The following is a 13,860-nucleotide window of genomic DNA, read 5'->3' on the forward strand; positions in this document are numbered from 1 at the left end:
AGGTGTCTTATACCGTGCGCTTAGCTTACGGTAAGAACCAATATAAGGAACTAGCCATTGAGGAACAAAACCTTTTAGGTGTATTACAACCGAAACCCTTTGCCCTGGATACTGAAGCTTCTATAGAACAAGCTCTGGAAAATCCTATAGGAAGTCCTCCCTTGGGGAAGCTGGTTCGCCCTGGAGAAAAGGTGGTCATAGTTACCAGCGACGTAACTCGTCCTTTTCCCACCAAGAAAGTATTACCTAAAATTCTTGCAGAACTGGCTAGGGCTGGAGTTGGCCAGGAGGATATAACCATAGTTTTCGCTATCGGCAACCACCGTCGGCATACGGAGAGGGAAATGGTTGCCCTGGTGGGCGAAGAAATTTATAGGGATTACCGTTGCCTAGATGCGGATTCGCAAGATGTAGTTTATTTAGGGCGGACTAGTAGGGGTACTCCAGTAGAGATATTTCGTCCGGTGGTAGAGGCTGATCGGCGGATTCTTTTGGGCAATGTGGAATACCACTACTTTGCCGGTTATAGCGGCGGGTTCAAAGCCATTATGCCGGGGTGTGCCTCCCGTAACAGTATTCAGGCCAATCACAGTTTAATGGTAATGCCCGGAGCCGAGGCAGGAGAGCTTCAAGAGAATCCTGTACGCCAGGATATTGAAGAAGCGGCTCAATTTCTGCCCGTAGATTTTATTCTCAATGTAGTGCTAGACGAAAAGAAACAAATTGTGGGCGCGTATGCCGGCCACCCGGTTATGGCCCACCGAGAGGCGGTTAAGTTGTTAGATACTATTTATCGGGTGGAAATCTCTCAACCGGCAGATATAGTGGTTGCCTCAGCCGGCGGATATCCTAAGGATATTAATCTTTACCAGGCCCAGAAAGCTTTAGATAATGCCAAAAGAGCAGTCAAAAGCGGGGGCATATTGATTTTGGTGGCTGAATGTGCCGAGGGTTTTGGAGACGTTGCTTTTGCTCGCTGGGTGAGGGAAGCCCGGCATCCCCAGGACTTAATTGAACGTGTAAAGACCCACTTCGAACTGGGAGGACACAAAGCTGCTGCTATAGCCATGGCTCGCGAGAGAATAAGAATATTTTTAGTATCGGGCATGGACCCAGGGGAAGTTAGGAAAGCTTTTTTAGAGCCTTACAGTGAACTGACCGAGGCCTACCATGTTGCTTTCAGCCTAATAGGTTCTGATGCCCAAGTCCTTGTTATTCCTCAGGCGGGCTCTTTGCTGCCTACTCTAAAACGTTAAAGGGATGGTGGTTATGGAAATAACCCAGGAATTGCGGTTAAGGATGTACCGCAAAATGCTAGAAATTCGATATTTCGAAGAAAAGATAGTGGAGGTCTATGCCCAGGGCCTGATGCCTGGACTGGCCCACCTTTATATAGGGGAAGAGGCCGTAGCGGTAGGGGTATGTGAGGCCCTGGATAAACAGGATTTGATAACCAGTACCCATAGGGGTCACGGCCACTGTATAGCCAAGGGCGGAGACCTCAACAAAATGATGGCTGAGATGTTTGGAAAGGCTACAGGTTATTGCCGTGGCAAGGGCGGGTCCATGCACATTAGCGATATAGAGTTGGGTATTGTGGGTGCCAATGGTATAGTAGGTGGAGGTATACCTTTAGCTACTGGAGCAGCCCTTTCGGCAGTAATGCGCCGATCCGGTCAGGTGGTAGCCTGCTTTTTCGGTGACGGTGCTTCTAATCAGGGCTCCTTCCATGAATCCTTAAACCTGGCTACCCTCTGGCGCTTGCCGGTTATCTACGTGTGTGAGAACAATCAATATGGGATATCTGTAGCCCAGCACCGCCACCAGGCTATCAAAGATATCGCTGTACGAGCCTCTGCCTACGGCATGCCCGGAGTTGTTGTTGACGGTAACGATGTAGAAGAAGTGTATAAAGTAACCTGCGAAGCAGTAGAGCGAGCGCGTAAGGGGCAAGGTCCTACCTTGATCGAATGCAAAACTTACCGGTGGCGGGGACACCATGAAGGTGACCCTAATAGAGGAATTCGTTACCGTCCTACTGAGGAGATAAAGGAATGGGAACAGCGATGCCCGATATTGCGGTTGGAGTCCAGACTTTTAGAAAGTGGAATTAGTCGTTCACAACTAGATGAGATTAAAGCCCAAGTGCGAAAAGCCGTGGAAGCGGCAGTAGAGTTCGCCAACGCCAGCCCCTTTCCTCCCTTGGAGGAAATTACAAGCGATGTATATAGCGATTAAATTAGAGAAAGGAGGAGTATTATGCCCCTCAAAACATACAGAGATGCTCTGAGAGAAGCTATTCGCGAGGAAATGATCCGGGATGAGCGGGTCTTCATAATGGGGGAAGATGTCGGTGTATATGGCGGTATCTTTGGAGTGACTGCTGGCCTTATGGAAGAATTTGGTGAAGAAAGAGTGAGGGATACACCTATATCAGAAATTGCAATAGCAGGGGTGGCTACCGGAGCTGCCATGACGGGTATGCGCCCCATAGCTGAAATTATGTTTATAGATTTTACCACTATTGCCATGGACCAAATTGTAAACCAGGCCGCCAAGTGGCACTACATGTCGGGTGGGCGTATTAAGGTTCCCCTTGTTATAAGAACGGTTGCCGGTACCGGGAGAAGGGCTGCTGCTCAGCATTCCCAGAGTTTAGAGGCCTGGTTCGCTCATGTGCCGGGTTTAAAAGTGGTCATGCCCGCTTCTCCCTATGATGCCAAGGGCTTACTTAAGAGTGCTATTAGGGATAATAATCCGGTAATTTTTATCGAACATAAAGGACTTTACAATGAAAAAGGAGAGGTTCCCGAAGAGGAATATCTCATACCCTTAGGCAAGGCGGATATTAAACGAGAGGGTAAAGACTGCACAGTAGTAGCTACTTCTATAATGGTCATGCGTGCACTTGCCGCAGCCGAAATACTTGAGAAAGAGGGTATTAGTATTGAAGTTGTCGACCCCAGGACTCTGCGGCCCCTAGATGTAGATACTATTTGTAACTCGGTAAGAAAAACCAACCGGTTGGTAATTGTGCATGAAGCTTGTGGCTTTGGTGGTTTCGGTGGAGAAATAGCTATGCAAGTTATGGAGAATGCTTTCTTCGATTTGGATGCCCCCATTATCCGCCTAGCAGGTTTAGATGTTCCTGTTCCTTTCAGCCCACCTCTGGAGGATATAGCAATTCCCAGTGTGGAGCAAATTGTGAAAGCTGTACGGGACTTGGTACTGGGAGGTTAGGTCGATAATTATGGCTAGTAAAGTTGTAATGCCGCAAGTAGGTTTAACCACTACTGAGGGTGTTATTGTGGAATGGTATAAGAAAGAAGGCGAAAGGGTAGCCAAAGGCGATAAGTTATTTTGCATAGAAACTGATAAAGTTACTATGGATATAGAATCCACCGCTAGCGGGGTATTAAGAAAGATAATGGTTCCGGCGGGCACCCCTGCCCAAGTAACACAGACCGTAGCCATCATCGGCGAACCCGAGGAGGACATATCCCAGCTGTTGGAGGGAGAGGAGAAGGAAAAGGATAAACCGACGGAAGGGCCAAAGTTGGCAGAACGCGGTGCTCAGAAATATGATTTGCCGGGAGAGACGGAACCTTACCCGACGCGCCTAAAGATTTCGCCTTTGGCCAAGCGCATGGCTAAGGAAAAAGGGATTTCCTTTAAGGCTTTAGCCGATTTAAAAGGCACAGGCCCTGGAGGCAGTATCGTTAAACGAGATGTATTAGCCTATTTAGACAGCCTAAAAGAAAGACAACCATCACAGTCTTTAGAGAGAGCTTTGGATAAAGCCGGCACTCCTACCCCACCAACTGCTGAAACAGTATCCACGTTTTCATCTCCTAAAGGAAGAATTGTGCCTCTAACGAATATGCGACGGATTATTGCCCAGAGGATGAGTCAAAGCAGTCATGATATACCTCAATTTTGGCTGAAGGTTGAAGCGAAGGCGGAAGCATTAATTAGGTGGAGAGAGATACTCAACGAGAAAATGAAAGGTGAAAATGGGGAAACCAAGTTAACTTTTACTGATTTTCTAGTCAAGGCCAGTGCCTTAGCTTTACGGGAGTGCCCTTACGTTAACTCGCGCTACACTCAGGAGGGTATTGTTTATCTTGATGAAATTAACGTGGGTATAGCTATAGCTCTGGCGGAGGGACTGGTGGTACCGGTAATAAAGGATGCGGCGCGCAAAACTCTCCTGGAAATTGCCAAAGAGCGAACTGATTTGGTAAGAAAAGCCCGTGAGGGGAACCTTAGTTTGGAAGAGCTTAGTGGAGGCACTTTTACAGTGTCCAATCTGGGCATGTATGACGTGGATGAATTTGTAGCCCTTATCAACCCTCCCGAGGCAGCCATCCTGGCTGTGGGGCGTCTGAGGGAAAAACTTGAACTAGTGAACGGGGAGGTCAGAGCTGTACCCTTCTTTTCCCTTACCTTGACCTTTGACCACCGAATTGTCGATGGTGCCCAGGGGGCGCGCTTCCTCCAAAAGATAAAGGAGCGAGTTGAAGATCCGCACTTGCTGCTTCTCTAAAAACCTGGGAATAATCGGGAGGCCATTTTATGCAGGTTAAATACTCCGACATTACAGTAATAGGTGGCGGTCCGGCGGGCTATGTAGCAGCCATCACTGCCGCGCAAAGGCAAAAGAAAGTAATCCTGATCGAAAAAGAGGAATTGGGGGGAACCTGCCTTAACGTAGGATGTATTCCCACCAAGACGTTAGCCAAGACAGCCGCCTTACACGCTTTGATTAGGCGGCTGGAGGAATTTGGGCTGGATGCTACCTCAACAAAGGTTGACTGGCAAGGTGTACAAAGGCGAAAAGAAGAAATAGTGGCTTCTTTAAGGCAGGGTGTGGCCGGTTTGTTGCGGGCCAATAACGTGGAAGTCCTGCAAGGTGTAGCTAGGTTGACAGACCGAAATACGGTGGAGGTCGCCCGAGGAGGAGAAAGGGCCTACGAGGTAAAGTCTAGCAGGATAATACTGGCTACAGGTTCTATTCCCGGTACCCTCCCAACAATAGAAATTGATGAAGAAAAAATCTTAAGCAGCACAGGTATTTTAAGACTGGATGCCCTGCCGCAGAGCTTGTTAATAATTGGTGGGGGAGTAGTGGGAGCCGAGTTTGCCAGCCTCTTTCAACTTCTAGGCACTAAGGTATTTCTGGTAGAAATACTTCCACGGATATTACCTGGAATAGATGAGGAAATAGCCCTATTGTTGCAAAAGCAACTGAACAGACAAGGAGTGGCCATTTGGACCAGGACCGAAGTGGAAAGAATTGAGCCTTTAGAGGAGGGCAGGATGGCGGTCTATTGCCGTAATGCAGAGGGCACAAAAAAGGCCCTTGTGGAAAAGGTATTGGTAGCAGTAGGCCGTAAACCTGCTACCTCTGGCCTGGGCCTAGAGAAAATAGGAGTAGAGCTAGAAGGAAATATAATTAAAGTCAACAAAAGGATGGAGACCAATATACCCGGCATCTATGCAGCGGGAGATGTAATCGGTGGCTATCAGCTAGCTCACGTAGCCTTCGCTGAAGGAGAAGTTGCAGCCCTTAATGCTACGGGAGAAACAAAAGAGATTAATTACCACAGCGTGCCTTCCTGTATATACACTCACCCTGAAGTGGCCCAAGTAGGTTTAACAGAGCAAGAAGCCAGGGAGCATTACCGGGAGATCAGGGTAGGTAAATTTCCTTTTAAAGCTAACGGCAAAGCTTTAATTGAAGGTGAAGCCGCGGGTCAAATTAAATTCATTTATGAACCTACCTATGGTGAGATCCTGGGAGTCAGCATTATAGGACCCCAGGCTACCGAGCTAATTGCAGCGGCGTGCCTAGCCATAAATAATGAGATAACTGTCGAAGGTTTGGTGGATACTATGTTTGCTCACCCTACTATTTCCGAAGCAATGCGGGAGGCCGGCCTGGTAGCTATGGGAAGGCCGTTACATTTCCCGAAATGAAACTTGCAAATAAAGTTGGCATTGACACCATCATTCAACAATAAGGGGTTGTTGCTATGAGCAAAGTTTCCGAAGTCCTTTGTCAAGCGCAGAACAGCGTCAATGCGGCATTAAAGATGCATGAATATTATGGGGGCAAGTTACAAGTAGTTCCTCGCTGCCCGGTAAGGGGTTTAGAAGATTTCGCCATTTGGTATACTCCAGGTGTGGCTGAGGTTTGCAAGGCAATTCAGCGAGAAAGAGACTTGTCCTACCGCTACACATGGCGGTGGAACGTGGTGGCAGTTGTTTCCGATGGTACACGCGTGTTGGGATTGGGAGATATTGGCCCGGAGGCAGCTTTACCTGTAATGGAGGGCAAAGCCTTTCTTTACAAGTACCTGGGCGGGGTGGATGCTGTACCTATTGTGTTAAACACACGGGACCCAGAAGAAATAATTAATACAGTGAAACTACTGGAGCCTTCTTTTGGGGGCATCAATCTTGAAGATATAGCTCAGCCAAAGTGTTTCCCGATCCTTGAGCGATTGCGGAAAGAAATGAACATACCGGTGTGGCATGATGACCAGCAGGGCACTGCTGCCGTGATTTTGGCTGCCCTTATTAATGCTTTAAAATTGGTGGAAAAAGAGCTTAAAGTAGCTCGGATTGTGCTGTTAGGAGCAGGGGCGGCAAGTATTGCTACAGCTCGGCTACTTATGGCGGCAGGCGCGGAACCAGGAAACCTTATTTTGGTAGACACCAAAGGTATCCTCCACCGCGGGCGCACGGAGCTTAAAGAGGCTTATCCAGAGAAATGGGAGATGTGTGAGGCCACCAACGCAGAGAACCGCCGGGGCGGCTTGCCAGAAGCCTTAAAAGGGGCTGATGCAATAATCGCCCTGTCCAAACCCGAACCTGGTACTATTAAACCCGAGTGGATCAGGACAATGAACCGGGACCCGATAGTTTTTGCCTGTGCCAATCCGACACCAGAAATTTGGCCGTGGGAGGCCAAGGAAGCGGGTGCTAAGGTAGTAGCCACTGGTCGTTCGGACTTTCCTAATCAGGTTAACAATTCCCTTGTTTTCCCGGCTATTTTCCGGGGTGCTCTGGATGTGCAGGCCACTACTATAACCGATGGGATGTGTATTGCTGCTGCGGAAGCTCTGGCACAGTATAATGAAAAGTGCGGCCGGCTGAGTCCTGATTACATTTTACCGACCATGGAGGACTGGGAGGTATATCCTTTAGTGGCGGCAGCTACCGGCGCTAAAGCAGTTGCAGAAGGCGTGGCTCGCTATACAGCAGCTTTCGAGGAACTTCATCGAAAAGCCACTGAATTAATTTCAGCAAGCCGTCAGATATTAAAAACATTAATGGAAGCACTTTTTAAAACGGGATAAAGCTGCTACGGGCTCCTAAAGAGAAGAACCTCTGGCCTTAAAATAAGACCAGAGGTTCTAAAGTTAGAGTCTTAAAGTTAATGTTTAATCTCTAAAAAGCGCGGGGGCTTGCTGGCCGCCTAGGCTTCGTTCGATCCAAGTGGTTATAGCAAAGGCTAGGACGCCAGCAATCGATCCAGCTACTATGGCCAGTATGCCGTAAGGTTCTTTGAGTATTTGCCAATATACACCCACAGCACTTCCTACAATAATAGAGGCCAAGCCGGCTGTCTTTGAGGCGCGCTGCCAACTGGATTATCAGGCTAAATATAGTAGCAAAACCTACGCCTGTTAGGGACATCTTTGCGGGCGGCACTTTACTTACTACAGCTTGCCAGCCGCCAGCGCCGCTTATAATATACGGCAGTGAAATCAGCAGGCCAAAGAAGATTATTATCCACTGGAACAAGTCTGTAAAAGCATCGGCCCAGAGACCGCCCTTGACGGTGTAAATTATGGCCACCAGTCCGGCAATTATAATAGCTATATTAAGGGGTAAGCACTAGTGTTAGGTGCCATATAGAAACCAGATACGATTCCGTTTTTGTAGTAGGAAACAGTGGGGGCATAACTTCAGACTTGGGGCCTCGTATTAGGAAAGTAATTCGGGGCCCCTCTTGTCAATAAAGGCTACGGAGTTGAGTTGTAATGGGTCCTGGCTTACCGGTACCAATGGGTCGGTCATCTACGTGTGTCAAAGGCATGATTTCCATAAGGCTGTTGGTCAGGAAAGCTTCTTCAGCCGCCAGGAGCTCCCCTGGTGATAAGGGTTTTTCCTCGACCGGCAAGCCTGCCTGAAGGGCCAGTTTCAGCACTCGGGCACGGACGAGGCCGGGCAGGGGGCCGCTGGCCAGATCAGGGGTATAGAGGATGCCCTGGCGTACTAGAAAGAGATTGCTCCGGCTACCTTCGGCCAGGTAGCCGTCGAGGTTTAGAAGGATGGCTTCTTTAGCGCCTTTGGCCTGGGCCTCGGCGAGGGCCAAGAGGTTCTCCAAGTAGTTCATGGTTTTAAGACCAGAAAGAGGTGAGTGGTGGTTTTTACGGATACTTACAATAGAAGCCCTGTAACCCTTAACATAATCCTCCGGTGTATAGGGAAGGCCAGCCTGGACAGTAATCATAAGGTGGCACCCGCTGGTGCCCAAGATTAAATTGACGCGAGCGCGGCCCCGGTCAACACCATTGGCCGCTATAGTAGCCTGGACAGCTTCTTCCAGATTAATCTTTTCTGGAAGCTGCCAGCCCAGTTGGCGAGCGCCGGTGATGAGTCTATCAAGGTGCTCCGTTACAAATAGGGCTTGTCCCTTTTCGATGCGCATGGTTTCAAAAAGCCCGGCCCCGTAGATAAAGCCGGGTTCGGTAGGATCGACCTTAACCTCTTTACGGGGCTTGAGACTGCCGTTAAAGTAAATGATGTCTGTAGTCATTATAAAGACCCCCTACATAAGAAGACTTATAAACACAGAGCACGGATGAGACCCCGAGCTTTATCCAGGGTTTCCTGATATTCGCGGGCGGGAATGGAATCGGCTGTTACTGCTCCGCCCACCTGAAAATAGGCGGTGTCTCTAACAATCAAGAAGGTACGGATGGCAATATTCCAGTCAGCTTCCCCCTGAAACCCTAAATATCCGAGGGAACCTGTATAGACGCTGCGGCGTACCGGCTCCAGTTCCTCAATGATCTCCATGGCCCGGACCTTGGGAGCGCCGGTAATGGAACCCCCGGGGAAGGTAGCTCGCCATAAATCTACCATATCTTTATCCCGTCGTAGAGTACCGGTAATAGTGCTTACCAGGTGAAAGACGGTGGCATACTCTTCTAGCACGAAGAGTTCGGGTACCTTTACCGAACCCACCTCACATACCCGTCCCAGGTCGTTGCGTTCCAGATCGATAATCATTACTAATTCTGCGCGATCCTTTTCGCTTTCCCATAATTCCTGACGCAAGGCTGCATCTTCGGCTGAATTTCTACCCCGGGGCCGAGTCCCTTTAATGGGCCTGGTTTCTACCTGGCCTTGGCTAACGCGTAAGAATCTTTCGGGAGAAGCGCTTATGATAATTCCTTCTTCCAGGGGCAAGTAGGCAGCAAAGGGGGCCGGGTTGACAGCCCGCAGGCGGAGGTATAGATCCCAAGGATTTATGGACAGCTTCGTGTGGAAACGCTGGGAAAGGTTTACTTCAAAAATATCCCCAGCAGCAATATAAGCTTTAGCTCGGTCAACGGCCTGGTAGTAGGATTCGGGAGTAAAAAGAGAAGTGATGGCCCCTGTATTTTTGGTGATACTTAAAGGAGTTGATAGGGGCCTGGCCTTCTGCAGACGCTCAATTGTAGCCTTCAGGCGAGCGGTAGCCTCTTTTTCCGCTCTAACACCAGTGCTGGGGAAACCGTTAGAGGCTACATACACTTTTTCTTCCTGGTGATCTACACCCACCACAGTATTGTAGAAGGCCAGGTAACATTCAGGTAAAGGTAAATCATCCATAGCTATTTGGGGTAGCTTTTCGATATACCGACCTAAATCGTAAGACAGGTAACCCACTGCTCCTCCTGTAAAAGGGAGGGGTTGAGGGTGATAAGGTTGTTGAAACATAAGTAAAAATTTCCGGATAATATTCCAGGGGTTGTCCTGGACAGTTTTAACTCCTTGGCCAGGTCGGTATATAATACCTCGGTGGCCTTTAGTTTTAATAACCAGAAAGGGGTCGCAGCCTAGAAAAGAATAACGCCCGAACCGCGGGTGGGAAAAAGCACTTTCCAGCAGGAAGCTGCCCGCCCTTCCGCCAGTCAAGGCGGCATAAAGGGCTGCCGGGTCTGGTGGCACCTTTACTTCAGCAATAACAGGTAACATGCCTCTCTGCCTCCCCCAAATAAAAAAACCAGCTCTCCATAAGCTGGTCCTCACCCCAAAAACTCCGAGTCGTCTCATCTCCAAGCTCTAACTCTTCTACCCTCACCTAACTCAGCTCTATTCAATTTTGTTGTTTTACAATCATTTTATAGCATATTTTATGCTATAAGACAAGGGTATTGGCTCCCCTTACCACCCCAAGGCATACCCATCACCGCGCGGGTCGGCACCGCCCATCAACACTCCCCGGCTGTAGTCGATGACAATACCCTGGGCGTGGCCTGCTTCGGATGACCAGTCCGGTAAGAGTTCCACTTTATGTCCCCGCCGGCGCAGCCCTTCGATTACCCTGGGGTCAAAGCGATTTTCCAGGTACAGGCAGGGAGAGCTGTCTCCCAGGATACTCCCGTGAATCCAGCGGGGCGCTTCGATGGATTCCTGGATGTTCCAGCCAAAATCTAAAATCCGGGAAATTACTTGCAAATGGATCTGGGGTTGACCGTCAGCTCCCATGGTACCGAAGACCAGGCAAGGCCGACCCTCTTTCATAACAATGGAGGCCATAAGGGTATGAAGGGTGCGCTTGCCGGGAGCCAGGCAGTTGGGGTGGCCGGGATCAAGGGAAAAATAGGCGCCCCGGTTCTGCAGCAGGATACCAGTACCCCGGGCTACCATCCCCGACCCGAAGGGAAAATAAATGCTCTGAATACAGGAGACAATGTTTCCTTCCCTGTCAACCACAGCGAAATAGGTAGTATCGCCCTGTAGCTGGCCACTGGGAGGTGCTTCTTTAGCCTGGTCGGGATTTATAAGCTGGCGGCGCCGGGCTGCATATTCTTTGGACAGCAAATGCTCTACTGGAATATGAACAAATTCCGGGTCGCTTACATAGGCATCGCGGTCGGCAAAGGCCAGCTTTTTAGCTTCCACCAGGTGGTGAATATACACATCTGAATCAAGGCCCATGTTTTGCAGATCTAAACCCTCGATAATATTGAATTCAAGCAGAGCAGTTATACCCTGGCTGTTAGGAGCAGTTTCATAAATGGTATAGCCCCGGTAGGTAGTAGCTACCGGCCGGCCCCAAACTGAAGTATGGCTGGCCAGGTCCTCCACTGACAGGAAGCCGCCCTCCCTTTGTACGGTTTCGGCTATAGCTTCAGCAATGGGCCCTTGGTAGAAAGCCTTTTTACCCTCCTTGGCCAGAAGGCGGAAGGTGGCGGCCAGGTCTCGCTGACATAAGATGTCTCCTGGCTGCGGGGGCTGCCCTCCCGGCAAAAAAATAGCCGCTGTATCCGGGTGTTGAGAAAGAGCTTCCCGGTATTGGGCTATATACCAGGCCAGCTTATGGCTGACGGGATGGCCTTCAGCATAGGCTATGGCCTCAACCAGGAGTTCTTCTAAGGGAAGGGTGCCGTAACGCTCCCGGGCTTCTTCCCAGGCAGCAAAGCACCCAGGAACCGTGACAGCATAAGCGCTCCGGGGAGGTATTTTCTTCATTTTTCTGTCTTGGAAAAATTCTAAGCTTATCTTTCGGGGTGCCCGGCCCGAACCGTTTAAGAAAACTATTTCTTCCGTCCGGGCTAGGTAAATAAGGTAAAACAGATCGCCTCCAATACCACACATATGGGGCTGGGTAACGTTTAAGACCGCATTGGTAGCAATGGCCGCATCTATAGCATTGCCGCCGCGCTTCAGGATATTGATACCGGCTAGGGAAGCCAGAGGGTGGGCAGAGGCCACCATGCCGTGTGTACCCATCACCACAGGACGATACATACGTTGGACACCCCTCTTTAATACTGCCCTTGTTCCTTCATATGGAGCTTTGATATAATACTCGACGAAGGAGGGTTTTTCCTGCTAATTACCGTATTTCGAGCTTAGTTTTTTAATGGTGCGTGAAAAAAGCAGGCCTTCGACTTGACCCGAATTTCCGGCCCGCAAGCAAATTGACCTAAGGCGTAAATTAGTGAAGCAAAGGGGAGTAGCATTGAATAAGCAAAAGTGGCTGATTTTGGTAGTGTTACTAATTCTGTCTTTAACAGCAGCTAGAACCGCAGGCCAAGGTTTTTCTGATGAACTGGACTTAAACCTTTGGAAACATGATATATTGAGCAGCCCCGGCCCTTCAGTGGGGGGCACGCCCGAAGGGCCTGAGGGAAAGGCATTGGTTAATGAGTACGACGGTTTTAAGATAGAGTACCCACCTGGCTGGCAGCCAGAAATTATTCCCGGAGTTGTCACCGTCCTGAGTCATCCCGGGGTGGCCAAGTTATCCATTTTTGTTCAACCCCTGGGCAAAATTACGGCGGACGAGTATATCCTTTACAGCAACCGCAGCCTGCAGGAGGGTTGGGGAACCATAAGGTTACTGCAACAAAAGAAACTAAAGATTAAGGGTTATCCGGCCTGGCAATTTGACTGGACCCGAGATAAAGTCGCGGCGGATGATCTTAATTATTACCGCGAATATCATATTATTGTCTCCAATACGGTCTATACCTTTATGCTAAAAACTGAGCCAGCCAACTTTAAAACAGCCACGGAAGAATTAAGCCGTATACTGGTAAGCTGGCGTCCGATACCGGCCAAGGGGCTGCCTTCCTTCCCTGAACCCCCGCGGGTCGAACGTAAGATAGAACTGGAGGGGAATCACCACCGACTGGTTATTCCCGCTGATAAGACTCTGTGGGGAATACTCAATCCCCACAAGCTGGGCAAGCTGGAGTATTTCCGCCATTTAATTCCTTTGGAACAAAAGCTGGATTACAAATTTGAGTTTCTTATAACCTACGCCGCCTTTGACACCCGTTTTGCCTCTGAGGAATTGCACAAAATTTATAATGATGGCCGGATATTAATGGTAGCCCTGCAGCCCTGGTGGTATGGTAAAAAAGATGATACTTCTTTAATTGATCTTTTAAAAGGAAAATACGATGGAATTTTCCGCGAGTGGGCCCGCCAGTTTAAGGCTGTGGAAGATCCTGTATTTGTACGCTTCGGCAATGAAATGAACGGTGATTGGTCTACCTGGAGCGCCTGGTTCTACGGTAAGGATGCCGATATTTTTAAGATGGCTTGGAAACACGTCTACCGGCTGTTCAAGGAAGAAGGAGCGGATAACGTTATTTTTGTCTTCAATCCCCATGACCGTTCCTTCCCCAACTTCAAGTGGAATAACTATCTCCTTTACTATCCTGGCGATAGCACTGTAGACTGGATCGGCCTTACGGGCTATAACAACGGTACCAGCCATGCTGCCGATGTGTGGCGGGAGTTTGATGCCATCTATGAGCCCCTTTACCGGGAATACATGTACTACTTTGGCGATAAGCCCTTCATTATTACGGAATTTGCCAGCAATGAAGTTGGGGGAAATAAGGCCAACTGGATTAAGCGAGCTATGGAGAGCCTGGGACAAAATTATCCCAATATAAAAATCGCGGTATGGTTTAATCAGATTGATGGCAAGTGGTTGTACAACCTGGATTCTTCTCCTGAAAGCTTCCTGGCCTTTAAAGAAGGGCTAAGAAACACCCGTTACCAGTTCCGAGCTGTCTGGCCCAAGCAAAAGTGAGCGCGACAGGGCGTAGGCTACTC

Annotated in this window: 11 protein-coding genes; 7 read left to right on the forward strand and 4 right to left on the reverse strand. The window is 49.2% G+C overall.

Annotated features, from left to right (window positions below; translation table 11 throughout):
- Nucleotides 1-2: 2 nt before the first annotated feature.
- The 6 genes from larAH6 to AC1BI1_RS04615 are packed head-to-tail and all read left to right on the forward strand — an operon-like array spanning nt 3 to nt 7,364.
- Nucleotides 3-1,256 carry a nickel-dependent malate racemase, LarAH6 family gene (gene larAH6 / locus AC1BI1_RS04590; protein WP_476716097.1) on the forward strand — a complete coding sequence of 418 codons (1,254 nt, stop codon included), beginning with the start codon at nt 3-5 and terminating at the stop codon, nt 1,254-1,256.
- A 13-nt stretch (nt 1,257-1,269) separates the two neighbouring features.
- Nucleotides 1,270-2,238, forward strand: coding sequence for a thiamine pyrophosphate-dependent dehydrogenase E1 component subunit alpha (locus AC1BI1_RS04595; RefSeq protein ID WP_476716098.1), 969 nt, complete (start codon nt 1,270-1,272; stop codon nt 2,236-2,238).
- 21 nt (nt 2,239-2,259) lie between these two features.
- The gene (locus AC1BI1_RS04600) at nt 2,260-3,240 is read left to right on the forward strand and encodes an alpha-ketoacid dehydrogenase subunit beta (protein ID WP_476716099.1); all 981 of its coding nucleotides are present in this window, start codon (nt 2,260-2,262) and stop codon (nt 3,238-3,240) included.
- Between the two features lie 10 nt (nt 3,241-3,250).
- A complete protein-coding gene (locus AC1BI1_RS04605; RefSeq protein ID WP_476716100.1) occupies nt 3,251-4,546 on the forward strand; it encodes a dihydrolipoamide acetyltransferase family protein in 1,296 nt (431 codons plus the stop codon).
- Between the two features lie 29 nt (nt 4,547-4,575).
- Nucleotides 4,576-5,979, forward strand: a complete 1,404-nt coding sequence (gene lpdA, locus AC1BI1_RS04610; RefSeq protein ID WP_476716101.1) for a dihydrolipoyl dehydrogenase — start codon at nt 4,576-4,578, stop codon at nt 5,977-5,979.
- A gap of 56 nt (nt 5,980-6,035) precedes the next feature.
- Nucleotides 6,036-7,364, forward strand: a complete 1,329-nt coding sequence (locus tag AC1BI1_RS04615; protein WP_476716102.1) for an NAD(P)-dependent malic enzyme — start codon at nt 6,036-6,038, stop codon at nt 7,362-7,364.
- Nucleotides 7,365-7,455: 91 nt separating this feature from the next.
- Here AC1BI1_RS04615 and AC1BI1_RS04620 read toward each other — a convergent pair whose 3' ends face one another.
- The 4 genes from AC1BI1_RS04620 to ggt form a co-directional block, all read right to left on the reverse strand.
- Nucleotides 7,456-7,866 (reverse strand): sodium:solute symporter family transporter, encoded by a 411-nt coding sequence (locus AC1BI1_RS04620; protein ID WP_476716103.1) that lies wholly within the window; start codon nt 7,864-7,866, stop codon nt 7,456-7,458.
- Between the two features lie 157 nt (nt 7,867-8,023).
- Nucleotides 8,024-8,830, reverse strand: coding sequence for an aminotransferase class IV (locus AC1BI1_RS04625; protein ID WP_476716104.1), 807 nt, complete (start codon nt 8,828-8,830; stop codon nt 8,024-8,026).
- 26 nt (nt 8,831-8,856) lie between these two features.
- Nucleotides 8,857-10,257, reverse strand: a complete 1,401-nt coding sequence (gene pabB, locus AC1BI1_RS04630) for an aminodeoxychorismate synthase component I (protein ID WP_476716105.1) — start codon at nt 10,255-10,257, stop codon at nt 8,857-8,859.
- Between the two features lie 189 nt (nt 10,258-10,446).
- A complete protein-coding gene (gene ggt, locus AC1BI1_RS04635) occupies nt 10,447-12,036 on the reverse strand; it encodes a gamma-glutamyltransferase (protein ID WP_476716106.1) in 1,590 nt (529 codons plus the stop codon).
- Nucleotides 12,037-12,250: 214 nt separating this feature from the next.
- On the opposite strand from ggt, the gene AC1BI1_RS04640 reads away from it, so the two are divergent.
- Nucleotides 12,251-13,837 (forward strand): glycoside hydrolase family 26 protein, encoded by a 1,587-nt coding sequence (locus tag AC1BI1_RS04640; RefSeq protein ID WP_476716107.1) that lies wholly within the window; start codon nt 12,251-12,253, stop codon nt 13,835-13,837.
- Nucleotides 13,838-13,860: the final 23 nt, after the last annotated feature.

It is taken from the genome of Thermanaeromonas sp. DSM 22490 (assembly GCF_056378755.1).

Excerpts from the sequence above, each read along its gene's own strand:
- AC1BI1_RS04595 (WP_476716098.1), top strand. The coding sequence starts at position 1,270 with ATGGAAATAACCCAGGAATTGCGGTTAAGGATGTACCGCAAAATGCTA.
- AC1BI1_RS04600 (WP_476716099.1), top strand. The coding sequence starts at position 2,260 with ATGCCCCTCAAAACATACAGAGATGCTCTGAGAGAAGCTATTCGCGAG.
- AC1BI1_RS04605 (WP_476716100.1), top strand. The coding sequence starts at position 3,251 with ATGGCTAGTAAAGTTGTAATGCCGCAAGTAGGTTTAACCACTACTGAG.
- lpdA (WP_476716101.1), top strand. The coding sequence starts at position 4,576 with ATGCAGGTTAAATACTCCGACATTACAGTAATAGGTGGCGGTCCGGCG.
- AC1BI1_RS04615 (WP_476716102.1), top strand. The coding sequence starts at position 6,036 with ATGAGCAAAGTTTCCGAAGTCCTTTGTCAAGCGCAGAACAGCGTCAAT.
- AC1BI1_RS04625 (WP_476716104.1), bottom strand. The coding sequence starts at position 8,830 with ATGACTACAGACATCATTTACTTTAACGGCAGTCTCAAGCCCCGTAAA.
- pabB (WP_476716105.1), bottom strand. The coding sequence starts at position 10,257 with ATGTTACCTGTTATTGCTGAAGTAAAGGTGCCACCAGACCCGGCAGCC.
- ggt (WP_476716106.1), bottom strand. The coding sequence starts at position 12,036 with ATGTATCGTCCTGTGGTGATGGGTACACACGGCATGGTGGCCTCTGCC.